Source organism: Mucilaginibacter antarcticus (genome assembly GCF_042686155.1).
GTDB classification, from domain to species: Bacteria; Bacteroidota; Bacteroidia; order Sphingobacteriales; family Sphingobacteriaceae; genus Mucilaginibacter; species Mucilaginibacter antarcticus.
Genome location: NZ_JBHUON010000008.1, coordinates 96,451 through 117,336 on the forward strand (window position 1 = coordinate 96,451; position 20,886 = coordinate 117,336).

Annotated in this window: 20 protein-coding genes; 15 read left to right on the forward strand and 5 right to left on the reverse strand. The window is 44.0% G+C overall.

The annotated features are described in order from the left end of the window. Window positions 1-9: 9 nt before the first annotated feature. The 6 genes from ACFSYC_RS08735 (at window position 10) to ACFSYC_RS08760 (ending at window position 4,466) form a co-directional block, all read left to right on the forward strand. Entirely contained in the window at window positions 10-780 is a 771-nt protein-coding gene (locus tag ACFSYC_RS08735) for a GLPGLI family protein (RefSeq protein WP_377125848.1), read from the forward strand. A 152-nt stretch (window positions 781-932) separates the two neighbouring features. Further along, entirely contained in the window at window positions 933-1,766 is an 834-nt protein-coding gene (locus tag ACFSYC_RS08740) for an ABC transporter ATP-binding protein (protein WP_377125851.1), read from the forward strand. After that, entirely contained in the window at window positions 1,763-2,608 is an 846-nt protein-coding gene (locus ACFSYC_RS08745) for a TlpA family protein disulfide reductase (protein ID WP_377125854.1), read from the forward strand. Before ACFSYC_RS08740 ends, ACFSYC_RS08745 begins: the two co-directional genes overlap by 4 nt. A 6-nt stretch (window positions 2,609-2,614) precedes the next feature. Next, window positions 2,615-3,397 (forward strand): hypothetical protein, encoded by a 783-nt coding sequence (locus ACFSYC_RS08750; protein WP_377125857.1) that lies wholly within the window; start codon window positions 2,615-2,617, stop codon window positions 3,395-3,397. Between the two features lie 3 nt (window positions 3,398-3,400). Continuing rightward, window positions 3,401-3,787 (forward strand): GntR family transcriptional regulator, encoded by a 387-nt coding sequence (locus ACFSYC_RS08755; RefSeq protein WP_377125860.1) that lies wholly within the window; start codon window positions 3,401-3,403, stop codon window positions 3,785-3,787. Next, a complete protein-coding gene (locus ACFSYC_RS08760) occupies window positions 3,774-4,466 on the forward strand; it encodes a hypothetical protein (RefSeq protein WP_377125863.1) in 693 nt (230 codons plus the stop codon). Before ACFSYC_RS08755 ends, ACFSYC_RS08760 begins: the two co-directional genes overlap by 14 nt. A gap of 87 nt (window positions 4,467-4,553) precedes the next feature. Here ACFSYC_RS08760 and ACFSYC_RS08765 read toward each other — a convergent pair whose 3' ends face one another. After that, window positions 4,554-5,798 (reverse strand): sugar MFS transporter, encoded by a 1,245-nt coding sequence (locus ACFSYC_RS08765; RefSeq protein ID WP_377125866.1) that lies wholly within the window; start codon window positions 5,796-5,798, stop codon window positions 4,554-4,556. A 225-nt stretch (window positions 5,799-6,023) separates the two neighbouring features. Here ACFSYC_RS08765 and ACFSYC_RS08770 point away from each other — a divergent pair, with 225 nt between their 5' ends. Both ACFSYC_RS08770 and ACFSYC_RS08775 read left to right on the forward strand, forming a co-directional pair. Then, window positions 6,024-7,925, forward strand: a complete 1,902-nt coding sequence (locus tag ACFSYC_RS08770; protein WP_377125869.1) for a hypothetical protein — start codon at window positions 6,024-6,026, stop codon at window positions 7,923-7,925. Between the two features lie 81 nt (window positions 7,926-8,006). Beyond that, a complete protein-coding gene (locus ACFSYC_RS08775) occupies window positions 8,007-10,241 on the forward strand; it encodes a glycoside hydrolase family 95 protein (protein ID WP_377125872.1) in 2,235 nt (744 codons plus the stop codon). A gap of 27 nt (window positions 10,242-10,268) precedes the next feature. Here the strand turns inward: ACFSYC_RS08775 and ACFSYC_RS08780 are convergent, their stop codons facing one another. Further along, on the reverse strand, window positions 10,269-10,664 hold the full coding sequence (locus tag ACFSYC_RS08780; RefSeq protein WP_377125875.1) for a GxxExxY protein: 396 nt from the start codon (window positions 10,662-10,664) through the stop codon (window positions 10,269-10,271). Window positions 10,665-10,922: 258 nt separating this feature from the next. On the opposite strand from ACFSYC_RS08780, the gene ACFSYC_RS08785 reads away from it, so the two are divergent. The 7 genes from ACFSYC_RS08785 (at window position 10,923) to ACFSYC_RS08815 (ending at window position 19,426) form a co-directional block, all read left to right on the forward strand. Beyond that, complete coding sequence (locus tag ACFSYC_RS08785; protein WP_377125878.1) at window positions 10,923-12,017, forward strand: carboxypeptidase-like regulatory domain-containing protein; 1,095 nt, start codon at window positions 10,923-10,925, stop codon at window positions 12,015-12,017. Window position 12,018: 1 nt separating this feature from the next. Further along, window positions 12,019-13,125, forward strand: coding sequence for a carboxypeptidase-like regulatory domain-containing protein (locus tag ACFSYC_RS08790; protein ID WP_377125881.1), 1,107 nt, complete (start codon window positions 12,019-12,021; stop codon window positions 13,123-13,125). A 30-nt stretch (window positions 13,126-13,155) separates the two neighbouring features. Next, window positions 13,156-14,274, forward strand: a complete 1,119-nt coding sequence (locus ACFSYC_RS08795) for a carboxypeptidase-like regulatory domain-containing protein (RefSeq protein WP_377125884.1) — start codon at window positions 13,156-13,158, stop codon at window positions 14,272-14,274. Window positions 14,275-14,421: 147 nt separating this feature from the next. Continuing rightward, window positions 14,422-15,567 (forward strand): putative sensor domain DACNV-containing protein, encoded by a 1,146-nt coding sequence (locus ACFSYC_RS08800; RefSeq protein WP_377125887.1) that lies wholly within the window; start codon window positions 14,422-14,424, stop codon window positions 15,565-15,567. A gap of 136 nt (window positions 15,568-15,703) precedes the next feature. Beyond that, a complete protein-coding gene (locus ACFSYC_RS08805; RefSeq protein ID WP_377125890.1) occupies window positions 15,704-16,855 on the forward strand; it encodes a TlpA family protein disulfide reductase in 1,152 nt (383 codons plus the stop codon). A gap of 79 nt (window positions 16,856-16,934) precedes the next feature. Next, window positions 16,935-18,686: a sensor histidine kinase gene (locus ACFSYC_RS08810; protein ID WP_377125893.1), complete on the forward strand. Its 1,752-nt coding sequence runs from the start codon at window positions 16,935-16,937 to the stop codon at window positions 18,684-18,686. After that, window positions 18,683-19,426: a LytR/AlgR family response regulator transcription factor gene (locus ACFSYC_RS08815; RefSeq protein WP_377125896.1), complete on the forward strand. Its 744-nt coding sequence runs from the start codon at window positions 18,683-18,685 to the stop codon at window positions 19,424-19,426. Before ACFSYC_RS08810 ends, ACFSYC_RS08815 begins: the two co-directional genes overlap by 4 nt. An 84-nt stretch (window positions 19,427-19,510) precedes the next feature. Here the strand turns inward: ACFSYC_RS08815 and ACFSYC_RS08820 are convergent, their stop codons facing one another. The 3 genes from ACFSYC_RS08820 to ACFSYC_RS08830 are packed head-to-tail and all read right to left on the reverse strand — an operon-like array spanning window position 19,511 to window position 20,766. Next, complete coding sequence (locus tag ACFSYC_RS08820) at window positions 19,511-19,936, reverse strand: SRPBCC family protein (RefSeq protein ID WP_377125899.1); 426 nt, start codon at window positions 19,934-19,936, stop codon at window positions 19,511-19,513. A gap of 21 nt (window positions 19,937-19,957) precedes the next feature. Next, window positions 19,958-20,401 carry an SRPBCC family protein gene (locus tag ACFSYC_RS08825; RefSeq protein WP_377125902.1) on the reverse strand — a complete coding sequence of 148 codons (444 nt, stop codon included), beginning with the start codon at window positions 20,399-20,401 and terminating at the stop codon, window positions 19,958-19,960. A gap of 32 nt (window positions 20,402-20,433) precedes the next feature. Further along, window positions 20,434-20,766: an ArsR/SmtB family transcription factor gene (locus tag ACFSYC_RS08830; protein ID WP_377125905.1), complete on the reverse strand. Its 333-nt coding sequence runs from the start codon at window positions 20,764-20,766 to the stop codon at window positions 20,434-20,436. Window positions 20,767-20,886: the final 120 nt, after the last annotated feature.

The following is a 20,886-nucleotide window of genomic DNA, read 5'->3' on the forward strand; positions in this document are numbered from 1 at the left end:
TAAATGAGGATGAAAAAGATTATATATATAGCCTTTACGCTGATGCTGTTTACAGACACCAGCATGGCCCAAACGAGGTTTGTAAAGAGTGGTACTATCGAGTACGACAAAAATATAAACATGTATGCCTTACTACAGCGCGAGGTAAAAGCCAACGACGAAAATAGCTGGGCCAAGGCAGCGCTGGAGAGCTATAAAAAAACGCATGGGCAGATAAAGGTGGTAAAAAGCACCTTAAAATTTAGCGATAACAAAACGCTGTTTACGCCGATTGAAGAGGAAGAGCGCCGCGATTATTATTTTGATACACCCATGGCCGATCAGTTAAATACTACGTATACTGACATTGCTACAAGCACCCGCCTGAGCCAGAAAAAGGTTTTCGAGGAGCAGTTCCTGGTGTCAGACAGTACCGCTAAGATCAAATGGAAAGTTACCGGCGAAACCCGCGAGATATTGGGCTACACATGCCGCCGCGCAAACGGGTTAATACTCGATTCAATTTACGTAGTCGCCTTTTATACCGACCAGATCCCCGTATCCGGCGGACCAGAGTCGTTCAGCGGCCTGCCAGGCATGATACTCCAGGTGGCCCTACCGCACGAAAATGTGTCGTGGTTAGCCACCAAGGTTACCGATACCGCCTTGCCTGCCAATGCCATCGCTGCACCCAAAAAAGGCAAGCCGCTTACCAAAAAGCAGTTTCAGGACAAATTGAAATCGGCCATGAAAAACTGGGGCGAGTATGCTAACTCCTACTTAAAATCTTTGCAACTATAACGTCCCTACATCTAAACTACCTAAGAAAAAACGGGAAGGCAGCATAAACGTGCTGCCTTTTTTGCGTAATTAGATTTTTTTAACAAATAATTTGGAAATGTAATTTACTTGCCTACATTTGTAGTGTACTATTTAACTAATACACTAAACCAATGATAGAAATAGCTCAATTAACTTTTGGATACGGCAAGCAGAAATTGTTTAACAACTTAAGCCTATCATTAAAACCCGGACATATTTACGGCCTGTTGGGTATAAACGGCGCCGGCAAGTCTACATTGCTAAAAAACATTGCGGGGCTGGCTTTCCCGTGGTCGGGCACCTGCACGGTAAACGGCGTGAGCGCTTCCGAGCGCCTGCCCTCCTTTTTACAAGAGTTATTTTTTGTTCCCGAAGAGGTTTACCTGCCATCAATCACTGCTGCACAGTTTGCCAAAAGCACCGCGCATTTTTATCCTAAATTTGACCGCAGGCAGTTTAATCAGCTATTAAGCGACTTTGACGTACCAACAGACAGGGCGTTAACCAAATTATCATACGGGCAACAAAAGAAGGCGCTTATAGCATTCGGATTAGCAGCCAACACATCACTGCTAATTATGGACGAGCCTACCAATGGTTTAGATATCCCATCAAAATCCCAATTCAGGAAAGTTACTGCGTCGGCGCTGACGGATGATCGCTGCATGATCATATCAACCCACCAGGTGCGCGATCTGGATAATCTGATAGATAGCGTACTCATACTGCATAACCAGCAAATAGCGGTGGCGCATAGTATTGATAATATTGCCGATAAGCTAAACTTTAGCGTACTGCCATCAAACGCTACTAACTACATCTATGCCGAAGAAAACCTTAACGGCCTGCATGCCATAACTCAAAATACTAATGTCGACTACACCAAAGTAGACATGGAATTGCTGTTTAACGGCATAGTGAGTAATACAACAGGCCTTACAGAAATTTTAAACGCAAGCAAATGATAAGGTCCGTATCATTTTGGCTGGCTGCCTTATTGCTGGCTGCCATCCCCTTGCTGGTAATGGATATACCGAAGCATTATATTGACTGGACCCGCGAAGTTCATGACGAGATGATAGTAACGGTGCATAACCAATACAACCTGTCTAAGGCCGAGAAAGGCGACATCCTGGATAACATCCTCGATGCCAATAAAACGCTGATGGCAAGCATGTATTTGAAGAGTTTCGGCGGAGTGATATTATTGTGCCTGAGCATTTTCTTTTTTGTGCGACACGGAAGACAGCGAAGTGGGTCCTTGCTAAAAACATCAGGGATTGTTACACTGCTGCTATTACTTTCAATAAGCCTGAAGGTGTATTCCTGGACGGCATTTTCGGGCAATGCCAATGTGCGTTTGCTGGATCTATCCGCAAGCGACACCTCCCTAACAGCCATACACCAGGCACATTTTAAGGGCAAAGTAGTGTATGTAGATTTTTGGGGCACCACCTGCGGGCCATGCCTTGATGAGTTTAGAAACTTTACCAAGCCGCTCAAATCAGCTTTTAAAAACCGTACAGATATCGCATACTTCTACGTATCAGGCGGGCATAAGCTAGTGTGGAAACAGCAGTTGCAAAAACTGGATATAGAAGGCTCGCATGTATTTTTAAATCAGTTAGACTATGCCCGCATGTATCGCAAAGCAGTAAAAGGCAATGAAAACACCTCAATTGCTATGCCTCGATATGTGATCATTGACAAAACTGGAACGATAACAGACACCGATGCCCCACGCCCCAGCGACAAGGACAAGCTGATATCAAAACTTAACAAATACCTAACCGACACTATAAATTGATAAGACATGAATAATACTTTTAACCTGACACGCTTTTTAAGCTACTTTAAAAAGCACACTATTGATAACGGTAAAACCTACCTGCTATCCACGGCGGTATTAGTGGGTATTCTTGCCTTGGCACTCCTTTTTGTAGTAGCCACCGGCACAGGGCATTTATCTACAGATTGGCAAATGACGGTTCTTATGTTTTGCGTACTGTTTGGCGGCAGCGTATTTGCCAGCCTTACGTTTGCAGACCTGAGCGATAAACGTAAAGCTATTCCGGCTTTAACCCTGCCCGTGTCTAATCTTGAAAAATTTCTTGTCAGTTGGATCTACACCTATGTTATCTTCCTGCTGGTATCTTTCGGGGCATTTTACCTGGTTGATGTGGTAGCAGTATGTTTTAGTAAGCCCAGCACTTACTTTGGGGAAACAAAATTACTTGACCTAACTAATCAAGCGACACCTGGAACCCTGGTACTTGGCGTATTTACCCTGTTTCATGCATTTGCATTTTGGGGTGCTATATTCTTTACCAAGCTGCACTTTATTAAAGCATCTTTTGTGTTTTTTATCTGCTTGATTGTGCTTACGCTGCTTAATAAAGGCCTGTTATTCAGCCTTAGCGACAACCATATTAGCCAGCACATGTTAATGAGCGGCGTACAAATAAGTGAAAATGGCCGGACCACCTATTACGTACCTGACACCCTGGTAATCAACTTGATGCCTGTGGTGTTTATAATCTGTGTGTTCATACTTTGGGCCAGCGCATATTTCAGACTTAAAGAAAAACAGGTATAACCCATGAACTTTAAAGACAAAGAGGCCATATACCTGCAGATAGCAGATTATGTGAGCGAACATATTACCCTTGGCAAATGGCAGCCCGAAGAGAAGATCCCTTCGGTGCGTGACCTTGCCGCGGCTTTACAAGTAAACCCTAATACCGTTATGCGTACTTACGAACATTTACAACAACAAGAGATTGTGTTTAATAAACGCGGCCTTGGGCTGTTTGTGGCAGCCGACGCGCTAACCCGCGTTAAAGCCGCCCGTAAAGAGCGTTTTTTACAGCAGGACCTACCCGGCTTTTTCAACAGCCTTTACCTGCTGGATATTAACCCAGAAGAAGTGTTAAAACATTACGAACAGTTTAAAAAATCTAAAACCGCCCAAAATGAAAACAAGTAATAAATTGTTGATTGCGTTAGTATTGATTGCTGTAGCTTACAGCATTGCAAATGCTTTCGCGCTAAAAGCCGAGTATTTGAAAGGTGATTTCAAAAGCCGCTTTTTTGGCATGAACAAGGTTAGCCTTGCCGGCTTTGATGCTGTAGACAATAATGTAGCTAATGCATTGGATGTGACAGTTGAGTATGGCAATGAATACGCCGTATGGATTGATAAAAAAGCCATTGGCGACGTTACGTTCAGCAAAAAAAACAAAACGCTAAGTATTGACTTTAAACGTGATGACGTGCCCGCCTACCGAAATAGAATTCTGATTATATGCCCCGGCTTAAGTTTATTAAAATCGGGATATAAGTCTCTGATGGGAAAAGATGGTGGCGCGATAACTACTGTCAGAGGGTTTACGCAGGACAGCTTGCTTGTGCGGATAAACAATGCTACCCAATTGCGGCTGGATTCTAATAACTTAAAAAAACTCGATGCGCATATAAATGCAGGCGAGTTAACCCTGACCAAAACTAATAAAGTTTCTATAGGCGATTTCAATGTACAAAGCGACCCCTATAACCACCTGACTATCGAAGATGCCGAGATAGAAAAAGCAAATTACAACTTTGCTGGTGACGCTAAAATCTCTTTAACCGGTAGATCATTAAAGCTGTTGACCGCGAAACAATAAGAACCTAACACCTAACTACCTTTATCAAAAAAACCCCGTCGCCACAATTGTGGGACGGGGTTTTGTATTATTTTTAAAAAACGCCTGCTAAGCAGTTTGAACGCCTTTAACTTTATAGAATTTGTAAGCAAACATAAAGATCACCGCGTAGCAAATAATAGGCATATAGTATGCAGTTGCCACGTCATGATTAGCAACCTGGCCCATAATGAACGGGAACACCGCGCCACCGACAACACCCATCGAAATGAATGATGAAGCTTTTTGAGTATGGTGACCCAAGTTTTTTAAACCTAAGCTAAAAATGGTTGGGAACATGATACTGAAGAAGAAGTTGATCATCAATAAAGCTACGTATGAGGTCCAGCCTAATTTTTGCGCCACAATAATGCAGCATACAATGGCGCCTGCAGAAAATATAGCCAACAGCTTATTTGGTGCCATAACGGTCATTAGTGATGTGCCCACTATACGACCCAGCAACATCATGCCCATAAACAAGCTCATAAAATAACCTGCTTTTTCATCACTAAAATGCATTACACTGGTACCGTAGTTAATAAAGTATGCCCAGGTACCGCCTTGTGCCGCTACGTTAAAAAACTGCGCCACACATGCCCAAACAAAGTGGCTGTGAGAGAATAATGATTTTTTAGGAGCAGTGTCAATATTCAATGCTGCCGGATCCTTCGAGTCTGTAGATGCGTGAGGGTCTGTAAGCGTTGGTATTTTTAGAAATACAAACGCGGCTGCAATTAACAGCACCACAATGCCTATAGCAACGTATAGTGTTTTTACAGAGGTAAGGTCGGTTGATTTAACGGTATCGCCGCTTAGTAAAAAGAAAGCGCCAATAGTGGGGCCAATAATGGTACCCACTGCGTTAAACGTTTGCGCAAAGTTTACACGCAAGTCGCTTTTACGCTGATCGCCCAATGCTGCTGCAAAAGGGTGAGCAACGGTTTCCAGCGTTGCCATGCCACAGCCAACTATAAATAATGCTACCCTGAAAAATGTAAATGACTCAGCATTGGCTGCAGGTACAAATAAGAACAAACCCGAGGCGAATAATACCAGGCCTAAAATAACGCCGGGCTTATAGCCATACTTTTGCATAAACATCCCTGCAGGGTAGCTCATCAAAAAATAAGCGCCAAAAACAGAAAACTGTATAAGGCCCGAATCGGCGATGGATAAATTTAATACGTTTTGAAAGTGCTTGTTCAACACGTCGCTCATAGCGTGCAGCACACCCCACATCAGGAAAAGCGAGGTGACGAAAATAAAGGTGATAACGAATTTCTTCTCGGTAAAGGCTATTCTTTCGGCCATTGGTTTGGTGATTAAATGTAAATACGTAGCGTCGGGCTTGTGCCTTGGCTTATAGTTGGTTAATTAAAGTTCAACAGTTAAAATTGGTTGTGTCTATCGCCCGGTATGGCATTAAATTATTTAGCGTAGCCAAAAAAACAAATTTTATTGATGATAACCTAATAAACGCCGTATAAAATATTTGATGCAAACGCTACATTTGATGCAAACGATACCGTTGCCTTTATGAGAAAACTCACTACGCTGATCAGCTTACTTGCTGTTTTATGTTATGCTGATATAGCCTACAGTCAAACCAAAAAACTGCCACCTATTGGCCTTTTTGATCTTGACTTTACCCTGCAATGGCAGCGCGGCGACCAGCAGGCTATCAACCGGGCGTGGGATTATCCGCACACCCTTGCGTCTTTACAGGGCATTGTAAACCGCAACATGCCGCAATTGTATGTTCTGCTTGTGAAGAATGGCAATGCCGACATTGACCGCTACTGGTGGAGTAAATACCGCGCCCCCGGCAAATGGCTGGCAGGCCGCGATACAGTGGTTTATAAAACCGTAGTCGATGTGATATCGGCCTACAAAAAACAGATAAAAGGCGCTGTGGTGTATGATCCCGCTGTGGCGGCGACGAGCAATCTGGCATCATCCGTTGCCGGGGTTGAGGATCTGATCGTAGTGCGGTATGACACCGACCCTCAAAGCCTCTATTCGCAAACCATTACCCGCGGACCGAAGATTCCGGTGCGCATTAGCTTTATCAATAAAGATGGATCATCGCTGTTTACCGGCAGGGGCACTATCCCCGGCACTACCCGCGCCAGCAGTGGTTTGGCTAAGAACGATGCCTACCTGTGGTTTTTAGAAAAGTACATGAAAACCGGCAAGGTAAATACCAAATACGGCGCGTATTATATTGATCAGCAATGGTTGAAAAATCCGGGCGCGGCGGGACGCAATCATCATACCCTTACCAATCACGACTTCTTTATTAGCCGTAAAGGCTTCTTTTTCGACTTGAGCCCCTGGGCCGATGAAGCTGCGACAGATGACCCAAGCCAAACGCCGGGCACCGACGTCAATACCTTAAAAGAGCTGCTACTCACTGCCTACAACCAAAACAAAGGTAAGGCATACGCCTACCTTGGTGGTTTCCCGCCCTGGGCCTTTAAGTATACTAAACATGCCAAAGGCAGCCATGAAGATGTAGCTACCGAGTGGGAGTACTCGCGCATTATAAGCGCCTACAACGCATTTAAAGACGCAGATGCTATTGGCTATGGGGCGCTGGCAAACGCGTCCTTCTGGCAGCATTTTCCGCTTAAAAAAGAGTACAAGCAAGACTGGGTAACTAAAGAGCAGCTCACCAAAAAAGGCTATCTAAATACCGACGGTAAAATAGATTACAAAGGACGCAACTTCATCATTTTTTATGTGGGTGATTATGATGCGTCATCGTGGTTATCTCAGACCACACCAACCCTATGGGACGACCAAAATCGGGGTAAACTACCACTAATGTGGAGTATAAGCCCGGTACTGGCCGAGCGTGTACCCATGGCGATGGACTACCGGCGGGAGTCGGCCACCGCTAATGATTATTTTGCTGCCGCGGATAACGGTGCGGGTTACCTAATGCCGGGCATGCTGCAAGCGCCAAGACCGCTATCGGGCTTGCCGGATGGGTTGGACGCCTGGGCGGCGCACAACAAACCCTATTACAAACAATGGGGATTAACGATTACCGGTTTTATCATTGACGGGCAGGCGCCGGGATTGAATCAAAAAGGGTTAGACGCCTACGCCTCTTTTAGCCCTAATGGCATCATCCCCCAAAAAGTGCCATTGACACTGCTGCATGGTAATATGCCCGTGCTAAGATCAGACGCGGATGTAAACGAGGACCCTGTACAGGCTGCCAAAAATATCGTCGACAGGGTGCATAAACGTGGCATACCGTTCCACTGGTTCCGTAATATTCTGAAAAGCCCCACTTGGTACGTTAAGGTAATGGAAGAAGTGAAAAAGCTTGACCCTACTATTGAACTGCTTGCCGCGCCAGATTTTTTTGAGTTGTATCGTACTTACCTCAAAGAAAACCCGGATGCGGCGCAGGGCAAAATACGGTAATATAATGCCTAAAAGGTTGAATAGACGTAGGCTATGGTCGGTTAGTTTTGTAAAAGCCCCCGTCGCTGTCAATTGTAAAATATGAGATTGCTCAACCAGAAATATTTAGCTGTAACTACCGCGCTGTGTCTTTTCATCAGCATACAGCATACCTATGCTCAAAAAATGTGGGACAGCAAGCCCGCCAAAACATGGATGACCGACGCCTACCCCATTGGCAACGGCCGCATAGGTGGCATGGTGTTCGGTGGCATTGGGCAAGAACGTATTCAGGTTAACGACAACACCCTATGGACCGGCAACGAAACCGACCGCGGCGCTTACCAGGCCCTGGGCGACCTGTTTGTTTACTTTAACGCCGACACTGATGTACCGGCTGATTATCGCCGCGAGCTTGACCTCAACCGCGCCATCAACACCGTTAGCTATACACATAAGGGCATAAAATACAAACGCGAATACTTTTGCGGTTTCCCCGACAAGGTTATAGTGATGCGCCTTACGGCTGATAAACCCGGCGCACTTACGGGTGCGGTAAGATTGAAAGATGCGCATAACGCGCAACCCTCTGCCGGGGGCAATCACGTTACCTTTGCAGGAAAACTAGGCAACGGTATGCAATACCAGGCCACGGCACTGGTTAAAAATGAAGGCGGCACCATGAATGTTGATGGTGGACAGATCAACATACAAAAAGCCAATGCTATAACCATACTGTTTACCGCCGCTACAGATTTTAATAATAGCCGCGCTACCAACTGGCGCGGCGAAGCACCGGCACCAAAAATTGAGCGGATACTAAAAGCTGCTTCTGTTAAGCCCTATTCGGTTTTACTGGCAAACCATATTAAAGATTATCAAGGCCTTTACGGCAGGGTACATATCAATCTGGGTAAAACGGAAGCTACCACGGCAGCGCTGCCAACCTTGCAAAGGTTGTTGAATTATAAAAAACAGTTCGATCCCGAGTTGGAGAGCCTGCTGTTTCAATATGGAAGATACCTGCTGATCGGATCATCGCGCAAGGGAGGCTTGCCCGCCAACTTGCAGGGACTTTGGAATGAGAGCAACAACCCGCCCTGGGGCTGCGATTACCATACCAACATTAACATACAGATGAACTACTGGCTGGCCGAGCCTACCAATTTAGCCGAATGTCATTTTCCTTACCTTGACCATATCAACGCCATTAGAGAAATCCGTAAGATCAACACTCAAAAACAATATCCGGGGGTACGCGGCTGGACATTGCGTACTGAAAGCAACCCCATGGGCGGCGAAAGCTATTTATGGAATACGCCCGGTAGCGCCTGGTATGTTCAAGACCTTTGGGAACATTACGCCTTTACTAAAGACCGTCAATATCTGAAGGACTTTGCCTACCCCATCATCAAAGAGATCGTCGAATTTTGGGACGATCATTTAAAGCGCCGCGCTGATGGTTCGCTGGTATCGCCACTGGGCTGGTCGCCGGAGCATGGGCCTACCGAGGATGGTGTAACCCACGACCAGATGATTATTGAAGATCTGTTTACTAACTATATAGAAGCCGCAGATCTCCTGGGCATAGACAAAACCTACCGAGACCATGTGGCCAATATGCTGGCACACCTGCTAAAACCAAAAATAGGCAAATGGGGTCAGCTGCAAGAGTGGGAAACTGATCGGGACGATCCAAAAGATACCCATCGACACATTTCGCACCTGTTTGGTTTGCACCCGGGCCGTCAGATAAGCACTATAAAAACGCCCGAACTGGCACAAGCCGCTAAAATAACGCTTGCTGCCCGCGGCGATGCTTCTACCGGCTGGTCAATGGCCTGGAAGGTAAACTTTTGGGCCCGCCTGCAGGATGGCGACCATGCGCATACGATCATCAAAAACTTTATCAGCCCGGTAGGCGGCAATGGTATTGATTACAACGAAGGCGGGGGCATTTATGCTAACCTGCTTTGCGCTCATCCACCGTTTCAAATTGATGGTAATTTTGGCTACACCGCCGGCGTAAGCGAAATGCTGCTGCAAAGTCAAACCGACGAGATCCAGATACTTCCCGCCCTGCCCAAAGCTTGGCCAACCGGCAGCGTACAAGGCCTCCGTGCGCGCGGCAATTTTGAGATTACAGACTTGCAATGGAAGAATGGTAAGTTGAGTAAATTGATCATCAAATCGATATCAGGTGGCGAATGTAAACTGCGGACATTGAATGCCGTGAAAGCGGGACAGGCAGGTGTTAAGGCAATATCGGGCGACAATGACTTTAAGTATCGTTTTAAAACAGTGGCGGGTAAGAGTTATATATTTAGTGTGAACTAGGATTAATAGGATTAAAAAATTATAGGATCACTTTTTGTAGCCGGCATTGTCGGGATGTTTGGTGTTGAATATTTTTTTGAACTCCATGCTCCTGCTGCCAAAATTTATCAATAAGCCTATGGGCAAATTGTATGCTTCCAAATAGTTCATGGCTTGCGCCATGTGTAGATCGTTAAGTGACGTTACGGCTTTCAACTCAACCATTATCATATTTTCAACAAAGAAATCAACACGTCGGGTGCCAATTTCAATTCCGTCGTAATAGATAAGCATTTCCATTTCGCGCGCGTAGTTTAAATGCTGCTTATTCATTTCAATCGCCAGCGCCCTTTGATATATCACTTCCTGAAAACCACTGCCTATTGTTGAATGAACTTTCATGGCGCAGCCTATAATGGTGTGAGTAAGGTCTTGATGTTGCATTTTTAAAAGTATAAAATTTTGCAATCCTATAATCTTCAAATCCTATAAATCTTAGTTTAAACGACTGCTTGTAAAGCTTTAATGAAAATACAGACTGGTGTAGGCGCCTTATCAGACTTGGAAATATATACAATCTGCAATCTTATCATCTTTCAATCCTAAAAATCCTAGTTCTATCCCGACGTTTAAGTCAGAAAATCCCCCCAAATTTGCAGCAGGTTATACAATTGGTTACATTTAACTCCATAACCTGTCCCAATGAATCCTTTTTGTCGCATATTATTATTTGCACTATTTTTCAGCAATGCAACCGCCTGGGCAAGTGCGCCGTATTTTATAGCCGGCAAGGTTGTTGACGAAAAGGGCGCAGTTGTAGCGGGGGCTACAGTTTTTATCAGCGGATCGCAAAAAGTTACCGTGACCAATGATGAAGGCAGGTTCATTTTTAATAGCATAGACGCGGGCACCTACCACCTCTCGGTACAGATGCTGGGCTATAACTCCCTTACACAAAACGTAATGGTGCAAACGGAGTCGGTTAACCTTAATCTCACACTTAAAGTTAAACCTATTGTGCTTAATACCGTAAATATCGGCGGCGACGGCAATTGGGCCAAAAACTACGAGCTATTTAAACGACACTTTTTGGGCATAACGCCCAATGCTCAACATTGTAAAATACTTAACCCCGAAGTAATAAGCTTTGGCACCCAGGGTAAAAAACTAACTGCCGAAGCGGATGAATTACTAATTATTGAAAATAAGCTGCTTGGCTACCGTATCCGCTACCTACTTAAATCGTTTAATTGTACCCCGGCAATGCATACTGCCAGTTACGACGGCGACCCGATATTTGAGCCACTACAAGGCACAGACGCCGACAGCACAAACTGGGCAGCTAACCGGCTAAATACTTATAAAGGATCGCTTATGCATTTTCTGAGGGCTGTATACACCAATTCTGTTTTACAAGAGGGCTTTATTGCCAACCAGTTATATGTGCTTAAAAACAGTTTCGGCAACTTTCACGCAGACCCTCGACCAGTTAAATTTGATACTATCGTTAACGTGCTTGATACATCTTTTGTGGCAGCGAAATTCAACTCGCTTTATATTAATTATGACCCTAAAAAAGCGGCCGAGCTGGCTACCATGTCTGCAGATTCGGTAAAAAAACGTTTGATCATGAGCCCAACAGGTTCTGTTTTAAACCTGTATTTAAAAGAAGCGGTTATTGACCGCCGTGGCAATTATGTAGATTATCGCACCTTTTTACTACAGGGACTTTGGGGGCGTCGCGGCCTTGCCGATCAATTGCCGTTTGAGTATCAGCCAAACATAGCAACTAAATAATATGCGTAGATATTTATTATTCGTACTAATATCTGTCATTAGTTTTAATGCCTTTTCGCAAAACAGGTATAATATTACAGGTATAGTTAAAGATGAGACAGGTAAACCTGTAAAAAGCGCCACGGTATTTATCAGCGGCAGCGAAAAAGTGACCATATCGGCCGAAAACGGATACTTTAGCCTGGGCAATCTACTACCGGGTAATTACCAGGTTTCGGTGAGTATGCTGGGCTACGCATCGCTCACAAAGCCTGTTATGCTGCAAAATAAACAGGTTGATATTACCTTAACACTAGCAACACGATCAATTGTACTAAGCACTGTTAAGGTTGGCAGCAAAGGTGCCTGGGCCAAAAACTATTCGGTTTTTAAAGAGCAGTTTTTAGGGCAAACACAAAACGGCAGGCAATGCATAATTTTAAACCCCGAGGTGCTAAGCTTTGGCACCACCAACACCACCTTGAACGCCGAAGCAGAAGACTTTCTAATCATAGAAAACAAACGCCTTGGCTACCGCATACGCTATCGTTTAAAATACTTTAATTACCAGGTAAACAGCCAAAACCTGGGCTACGACGGCGAGGCTAGTTTTGAGCAAATGGACGCTAAAGCCAACCCTAAAAACGAATGGGCGCAAAACCGGCTCGAAGCCTACAATGGTTCGTTGATGCATTTTTTAAGATCAGCTTATAACAACAGTGTTTTAAAACAAGGTTTTTTAGCTTACAGGGTTAATAAAGAAAGCACCAGGTTCACCATGGGGGCGGGTAAGTATACCGAGCTGGCTATTGACAAACGCCCAATTAAGTTTGATACGGTGGTTACGATCATTGACGACTCTTTTATATCGCTTGCGGCTACACATTTGTATGTTACTTACAACCCTAAGGCAGCAGCTAAAGTTAAAACATCGCTTGATGTGCCCAAGCTTGATGTTACTACGCTCGATGACGGATCAACCCTGAAATTTTATTTAAATAAAGCCATTATTGATAGCCGCGGTAGCTACGCAGATTATCGCACGTTTTTAATTAAAGGTGATTGGGCCAAAATTAGGATTGGCGATAAGTTGCCGTTTGAATACTCACCCATCGCCATGCCCAATTAACTAGTCAACCATCATTATCACCTCAACCGCATGAGAAGACAAACCCACTTAATCAGTTTACTTGGTACAATACTATGCGTGTTGCTCAACACTTTTACAGGCTATGCACAAAAAAACCTGAGCATCGGTGGCAATGTCGTTGACGCTAAGGGCGCCCCCTTAAAAAGCGCAACTGTTTTTCTGAGCGGTACAGAAAGGTTCACCATGGCCGATGAGGACGGAAAGTTTATCTTCAATAACATCACATCCGGCACTCACCAGTTGTCTGTAACCATGATGGGCTATATGCCTTTTGCGCAAAATATCATTATAACAAATCAGCCGTCATACTTATCGGTACCACTAAAAATTAAGCCCATAGCACTAGCCGAGGTTACTATAGGAGGCAAAAACAAATTCGATGCAAACTTTAAATTATTCAGGGAGGTATTTTTAGGCACATCAGATAACGCAAAAGCCTGCGTAATACTTAACCCCTCTGTGATCAACTTCACCACAAAGAATGACATACTGATAGCCGACGCTGATGATTTTCTGGTAATTGAAAACAAACCGCTTGGTTACAGGATACGCTACATGCTTAAAAATTTTGGTTACAACAAAACAACCGACATTGTACTGTACGAGGGCGAAACCAGCTTTGAACAATTGCCCGGGACCGATAAAATGAAGAAAGAATGGGCAAGCAACCGCCTTAAGACTTATAAAGGCTCGGTAATGCATTTTTTGCGTTCGGTTTATCGAAACAGGGTTAGCCAAGAGGGCTTTATAGTGAACAAGTTGTATAACAAGTTTTTTGTACCAGCTGGCAAAAAGTCTGTACCAATGGTAGCTATTGACTTGCGCCCTATAAAGTTCGATACCTTGGTTAATATCATAGATGATTCGCTGGTGTCTTTTAAGTTTAGTCCGCTGTATGTGGTTTATAATCCGGCAAGGGCAGGTACATCACCTTTAAAAAGCACTTTACCTGTAAGAAAAAGCATTGAATATAATGGCAATGAGTCCTCAACCGTTAAATTATTTTTATCCAAGGCTATCATAGATAGCCGCGGTAGCCATTCAGATTACCGGGACTTTTTTATCGAGGGCAACCTGGCCCAAAAACGCGTGGGTGATCAACTACCATTTGAATATCAACCGAACTAAGATTTCAAAAATTTTAATTGCATTGTAAAATATTAGGTTATTTCCAGTTTAAGATTTATAGAACACTGAGCGTTCTATAAATCTTAATAACTTTACCGGAAGGCCATCAGAATTTAAGTCCTGATATTATCCTACAAATCTTAGTTCATGCTGTCAGAATCAACCTACATAGCCGCACGTATAGTAGCGGGAACCATTGAAGCACACTTTGCCAAACACCTGGCGGCTGCACGGAAATGGGGTGCGGCCAATTTGGGTCTGGAGCCACCCGCGCGCATTGTTGAAGCTATTATTGACGTAGCATTTTGGGCCAGCTTACGCAAAGAAGAGGGTCGCTCGCCACAAATTTCTATATCGCTGCTACAGCCGCACCAGGCAACACAGCCCTTGGTTTTTGGCAACCGCGTACGCTTAACCCCACATAACTTAACCAAACTTGCCCCGGCAGTTGAAAGCCCCGGCATACACCTGGGGGTTTGGTATGAGGATGATGAAATTTATGTTTGGGGTACAACCCTGGCCATACCAGGCATTTGCTTTGTGCTTGAAGTGGTTGAGCCGGGCTTGCTGGTGATAAAACACAGCCGCGCCGATGGCTTTGGTAAATTTATTAACATAGCCGTTTTAAAGGGCGATGACATAAAGATAATTGACGATCAGGACGCCGGTTTACTGGATTGCCCTGCTTTATACACAACGGCACCCAACGGAAACTTAGCCAAACTGTTTGTAGACGGCAATGTAAACCTGATGGTTGAGCTGGCTTCGGCCATGCGCGCGCATCAGCGCGGTGGGTTGGTGCTTATAGTACCCGATGGCACCGAGCATTGGAAAAACTCCATTGTACAACCCATGAGTTACCCAGTTATCCCGGCGTTTAAGGGCATAACCAAACTCATTAAACAAGATAAATGCGAACGCTCAAAAACCGACTGGCAGGAAGCTTTACTTAAAGCCATAGATATAGTTGGCGGCTACACAGCGATAGACGGCGCAACCATTGTAAGCAGAAACTACGAGCTGCTGGCATTTGGCGCAAAGGTTGCCCGTGCGGATATGAGCATGCCGGTTGAGCAAATTGTTGCAACCGAACCTGTTATTGACGGCACCCCGAAATTAATGCATCCTGCCCAAAACGGCGGCACCCGTCACCTGGCCGCTGCCCAGTTTGTGTTTGACCAGCGCGACGCCATTGCCCTGGTAGCGTCGCAAGACGGTAAGTACACCATCTTCGCATGGTCTGCCCAGTTGGATATGGTTAGGGCGCATAGAATTGATATTTTGCTACTGTAAGCAATAGGTTGACAACTTTTTAAAAAATGTCAGACCTGCAAATTTATTCCATATTCAAATCCATTCCTACCAAATTCAGTTATTGATAATAAACCGGGCGTTCGGCCAATCATTTTTGTTAAAAATCAAGACAAAAATGAAACGAACATTTATTACCTTATTTCAAGTCTTAATTATCAATTACTGCTTTGGGCAGTCTGTTGATACTGCCGCTGTACATATACTGCATCAATCGTTCGAAAAATTGGCGGCTATCAAAGATCTTAGCTACAGCGTTATCAAAAACGACACGATGGTTAGGGCGGGCCGACAAACCCAGTTTACCAAAACTGAAGTGCAGGGAAATATTAAAAAGGACAGCTATCAACATTTCCGCTTTTATGATGGCGCCGAATGGCTTGTCCGTAACGATACCGTTTACAATAAAGGATCAGGCTCGGCGGCAATTACCTACCGCACCGGTTGGACAGAACACGAAATATTAGCCTACACACCCCAAGTAATCTTAGGAGCTAAGCCGCAGACATTAACAAATGATAATGCGTCATTAAAATTTTTCTCCGTTGCCGGAGATTTTTATGTGATTGATATTATTTTCAACATGAACTACAACTCTACCGAAGTTATAAGCAAACGTTACTTTACCCGTATCTGGATCAACAAAACAAATTTGCTGCCCACAAGGCGATTGATGTATTCAAAACGGTTAGAAAGCGGTAAAGAGGCGATTGATATATACGATTTTAAGTTAACCATTAACAATCCGGGTATAGATGGTTATAATCCATCACAATTCTTTATCGCTCAAATAAGCAAACAACCCGAACCTGAAACTTTAAAGCCCGGCGACTTTGCGCCAAAATTTTCAGCAACGGATGTACGGACGGGTAAGCCCATATCCCTGGCGGCCTTGAAAAATAAAGTGGTAGTGCTCGATTTTTGGTACCTATCGTGCATGCCATGCCGGGAGTTGATGTCCAAGATGGAGCGTTTACACAACCAGTTTAAAGGCAAAGCCGTAGCCATCATTGGCATCAATTTCACCGACACCAGTCCTAAACAAATCAACAAGTATTTGAAAAGTAAACAGATTACTTATCAGCAATACTATAAAGCGCAGCAAGCAAAATTAGACTTCAAAGTTTACGCAGCACCCACTACTATGGTAATAGGTAAAGACGGTAAAATAAAATGGATTGAAGTTGGTATGGCCGAGGATACCGAATCTCATTTAGCGCAGGCCATAAAAACAGAATTGGCAATAAATATTAAGCAGCATAATTATTAAGCAGGGTATGAACACATTTTTTAATAATTTGTGCCCTATCTGGGCAAATAGGGTCAACAGTACAGCCGATACTAATTTTATGAGACTAAATATCTGCATATTCATACTCACTATCTGTCAAAGCGGGTATGGCAATCAAACCAAGCAATCTGACCAAACCCGACCCCTTCCGTTTTCTTCAGTCGAAATAAAAAAGACTATTAATGGCGCAATCTGCGATAGCTGTAGGGTAGACAATTTTTTGCATGCCGAACCTGATTTTAGTTACGTAGTTATAGGAACGGGACACACACCTAATCGGTTTAGTCCACTACTACAAAAGATCAAGGCAGCCTATGCCAACGATGGCTTAAATACAGCTATCCATCTCATATCAACCAAAGAAATAGACATTGCATTTTTGCCAAACGCTGTAAGGCAGACCGGCAAAATGGTACAACTTTACAGAAATTTTGGGGGCGATGAATATAGCAATCTGGAATTTGAAGCCGCCCAAAACGGTAAAGTAATTGAGCAATCGACCCAGCTATCAACACTGGGCAAAATTGAAAACTATATCATTTTCGGCAGGAAGATGATAGGCGATCAAACTGTATCAGTACGGTGGCCGCAAACCTACCACGCCGGACACTATCAGCTGGCAGTTAACGATACATTAAAGGTCACTATAAGAAATATCAACACCAAACGTGTAGTGAAGGTTATCATCTTTATTCGCCCCCCGGATATGGCTACCAACTTTTGGTATTATCAGCTGAAGTTAACAGGCAACAACTTTAGCAATAACCTGCAACGTATTCTCAATACCGTGGAGCCATCAAATATTAGCAGCGGCGACACTACTACCATGTTTGAGAAAGATGATCAGGCTATTGGCATATTAAAATATAATAACTTAGGGTCAAATGAAACACTACAATATTCATTTGAAAACAAGCCAGATACATGGCAGTTAGCCAGATCTGACAATCCGGACCAGGGTACTTTTATGGTTTTGGGTAGTGAGCTGCAAGCGGGTAAATATCAAGACATATACTTGCGGTATACAAGCCAACCCGAAACCATACACAAAATAACTCTTTTGGTGAAGGCCCGGCCGTTTCAAATGCCGTGGGGGACGATAGCGCTAATTAGCACGCTCTTGCTTATTACAATTGGCGTAGTGACCTATACGTTACATATCAGAAGCAATAAAAAGCTTGCTGAGCTAAAAAGGAAAAGTGAGGATACCGAGACACGTCTTACATTATTGAGCGGCCAGTTAAACCCACACTTCCTTTATAATTCGCTTAATGCTATACAAGGCACTATTAACAACGGTAATCCGGAGCGTGCGAATGCCTACATCGGTCATGTCGCTAAATTTATGCGTGATGTGATGGATAACGGCAAAAAAGAATTCCTGTCGCTACGCGAGGAGCTTGCCATTGAAGAAGATTATTTAAAACTTGAGCAACAAAGGCAGGCGTTTACTTACGCCATAACAATTGCGGCAAACCTCGACCCTTTATTGATAGATTTCCCACCCCTGTTATTGCAACCTGTTTTAGAAAACAGCCTTAGGCATGCTTTTGCCACCAACCATACCAACCCTATGTTGAATGTAAGTATCTTTAAAGAAAACGCTACGCTTTATGTTGAGGTTAGCGACAACGGCAATACCAGCTGGGATACAGAGAAGGCTAAAGAAGGACATGGCCTGTCGCTTACAAAGAAACGGTTGGCAGTATATAACGATAAACTGGAAGCGATGCCCATAAAAATGCAGATAAAATATCAACCCGGAACAGGTACTATAACTACATTTAGCTTTAAAAACTGGTTTGCATGAGTAACCTTACCTGTTATATTGTAGACGATGAACAGGGCGCTATTGATGCCTTACTGGCGCTGCTGCAACGATATTGCCCCCAACTGACAATAACAGGCAGTGCTAAATCGGTTGAATCAGCCTTAGTACATTTAACTGTCCATGCTACTGACATATTATTCCTGGATATAAAAATGCAGCAGGAAACCGGCTTTGACCTTTTAAAGCAGCTACCGGCAAATAGCGCTCATATCATTTTTGTAACCGCTTATGACGAATATGGTGTGCAGGCCATCAAATTTTCTGCTACTGATTACTTATTAAAACCTGTGATACCCGAAGAATTGATTGCCGCAGTATACAAGGTTGGACAACACAAAAGCATACAGGCCGAACAGATTGCTATGCTGCTACAGTCATACCAACATCAGCAATTTAATACACAGAAGCGGATAGCACTTGCAGATCAGCATGAGGTGAGGTATGTGCTTATTGATCATATCATTTGCTGTAAGGCAGACAATAGCTACACCAGTTTCTATCTGCATAATGAAATCCGGCCTGTTGTTGTCTCCAAATCCATTGCTGATTATGAACAGATACTGTCTTTGTATGGCTTTGTGAGGATCCATCAGTCCTGGCTGATCAACAAAAACCATATAGACTCTTTTAAAAAGGCGGATGGTGGTTACCTTATGATGAATAACAAAATGAGTGTACCGGTAAGCAGGCAACGCAAACATTTGCTGAAAGACCTTTAATTATAATTAAAAGAGACTCACCGCAACGTTGTAGCGGAGAAACTTACGAAGTATAAAAGCTTCGTAAGTTTAACTTCCAAATACCTATTTGTCTAAAAACTCCATCAAACCTTTGCCGGTAATGTAAGTCCAGCCTTTGCTGAAGCTTGCTGTGGCGAATGATGGGTTATCTTGAGGGAAAGTCTCCAGCCCTGTATGAGTAAGCTTAAGGCGGGTTTTACCCCCCTCGTCAAACAGCTCCCAGGTAACTACAGACTCGCCGGGAAACTCCTCGTAAGTCCAGGTGTGGGCCAGTTTGTTGGGCGGGGTAGCTTCTGTAACCACGCAACGGTGCCAAAAGGTTACGCCCTTGTCAGTGCCGCTAAAGCGAAAGGCAAAGCCAACCTCGGGTTTAAAATCATCCAGTTTAAAATACCACTGTTTCAATTTTTCGTTGTCGGTTAGCGCGCTCCATACCTTTTCTATGGGCCAGTTATAAGTTTGTTCAATTACAAATGGTTGTGCATTCATTTTTCTTTTTTTTAAAGGTGATTAATGAGATATGATTATTTTATCCTCCACAAAATGTTTTAAATCGGTACCGGCGATTTGTGTCCAGCCGGCATTGTAGTTTGAAGTAGCGAAAAACGGATCGTCTTGCGGGAAGGTTTCTAAACCTGCATGAGTTAATTTGAGCCTTGTTGTATCGCCCTCGGCAAACAACTCCCAAGTTACCGTCGACTCGCCCGGATAGCCTGCGTAATACCAAGTGTGCACCAACTTTTTGCCTTCAACAACTTCTTTCACCTCGCAATGGTGCAGGTAAAGCCTGCCACCGTCCTGGCAAGTAAAGCTAAATTTAAAACCTACTTCGGGCTTAAAGCCGCTCAGGTCAAAATACCATTGTTTGAGTTTCTCTATATCCGTTAGGGCCTGCCACACCCTATCCACCGGGGCGTTGTAGGTTTGTTGCATAACATAAGGTGCTCTTTCCATAATCGTTGTGTTTATATATTTTTCTTAGTTTTTTACATCTCTTTCTGATCGTTTTGCTCGCTTTCCAAATCTAAAAACGCGCCTAAAGCATCCAGCTTTTCGGTCCAGAATTTTTGATAACGGGCGGTCCAGTCGGCCACTTCTTTTAGTTTGCCAAAGTCGGCTTGGCAGTAGTTTTCGCGTCCGCGGCGTTTTATGGTAACCAGGCCGCACTCCGTCAATATCTTCATGTGTTTTGATATGGCTGGGCGGCTTATGGCAAACTGTCCGGCTACGTCATTAACGTTAAGCGCCTTATGCGCCAGCATGCCAATAATCGCTCTGCGGGTGGGGTCGGCAATGGCTTGAAATACGTCTCTTCTCATATACTAAGACCAGCAATAAGTAACCGATCGGTTACGAATATAAGGTAACCGATCGGTTACGCAACAATTATTTTAAATTTCTTTTGATTGCCTGACGTTAACATTAAAAGAGGAAGTTGC

Excerpts from the sequence above, each read along its gene's own strand:
- ACFSYC_RS08795 (WP_377125884.1), top strand. The coding sequence starts at position 13,156 with ATGAGAAGACAAACCCACTTAATCAGTTTACTTGGTACAATACTATGC.
- ACFSYC_RS08815 (WP_377125896.1), top strand. The coding sequence starts at position 18,683 with ATGAGTAACCTTACCTGTTATATTGTAGACGATGAACAGGGCGCTATT.
- ACFSYC_RS08750 (WP_377125857.1), top strand. The coding sequence starts at position 2,615 with ATGAATAATACTTTTAACCTGACACGCTTTTTAAGCTACTTTAAAAAG.
- ACFSYC_RS08735 (WP_377125848.1), top strand. The coding sequence starts at position 10 with ATGAAAAAGATTATATATATAGCCTTTACGCTGATGCTGTTTACAGAC.
- ACFSYC_RS08805 (WP_377125890.1), top strand. The coding sequence starts at position 15,704 with ATGAAACGAACATTTATTACCTTATTTCAAGTCTTAATTATCAATTAC.
- ACFSYC_RS08755 (WP_377125860.1), top strand. The coding sequence starts at position 3,401 with ATGAACTTTAAAGACAAAGAGGCCATATACCTGCAGATAGCAGATTAT.
- ACFSYC_RS08830 (WP_377125905.1), bottom strand. The coding sequence starts at position 20,766 with ATGAGAAGAGACGTATTTCAAGCCATTGCCGACCCCACCCGCAGAGCG.
- ACFSYC_RS08780 (WP_377125875.1), bottom strand. The coding sequence starts at position 10,664 with ATGCAACATCAAGACCTTACTCACACCATTATAGGCTGCGCCATGAAA.
- ACFSYC_RS08825 (WP_377125902.1), bottom strand. The coding sequence starts at position 20,401 with ATGGAAAGAGCACCTTATGTTATGCAACAAACCTACAACGCCCCGGTG.
- ACFSYC_RS08760 (WP_377125863.1), top strand. The coding sequence starts at position 3,774 with ATGAAAACAAGTAATAAATTGTTGATTGCGTTAGTATTGATTGCTGTA.
- ACFSYC_RS08770 (WP_377125869.1), top strand. The coding sequence starts at position 6,024 with ATGAGAAAACTCACTACGCTGATCAGCTTACTTGCTGTTTTATGTTAT.
- ACFSYC_RS08785 (WP_377125878.1), top strand. The coding sequence starts at position 10,923 with ATGAATCCTTTTTGTCGCATATTATTATTTGCACTATTTTTCAGCAAT.
- ACFSYC_RS08740 (WP_377125851.1), top strand. The coding sequence starts at position 933 with ATGATAGAAATAGCTCAATTAACTTTTGGATACGGCAAGCAGAAATTG.
- ACFSYC_RS08820 (WP_377125899.1), bottom strand. The coding sequence starts at position 19,936 with ATGAATGCACAACCATTTGTAATTGAACAAACTTATAACTGGCCCATA.
- ACFSYC_RS08765 (WP_377125866.1), bottom strand. The coding sequence starts at position 5,798 with ATGGCCGAAAGAATAGCCTTTACCGAGAAGAAATTCGTTATCACCTTT.
- ACFSYC_RS08745 (WP_377125854.1), top strand. The coding sequence starts at position 1,763 with ATGATAAGGTCCGTATCATTTTGGCTGGCTGCCTTATTGCTGGCTGCC.
- ACFSYC_RS08790 (WP_377125881.1), top strand. The coding sequence starts at position 12,019 with ATGCGTAGATATTTATTATTCGTACTAATATCTGTCATTAGTTTTAAT.
- ACFSYC_RS08775 (WP_377125872.1), top strand. The coding sequence starts at position 8,007 with ATGAGATTGCTCAACCAGAAATATTTAGCTGTAACTACCGCGCTGTGT.
- ACFSYC_RS08810 (WP_377125893.1), top strand. The coding sequence starts at position 16,935 with ATGAGACTAAATATCTGCATATTCATACTCACTATCTGTCAAAGCGGG.
- ACFSYC_RS08800 (WP_377125887.1), top strand. The coding sequence starts at position 14,422 with ATGCTGTCAGAATCAACCTACATAGCCGCACGTATAGTAGCGGGAACC.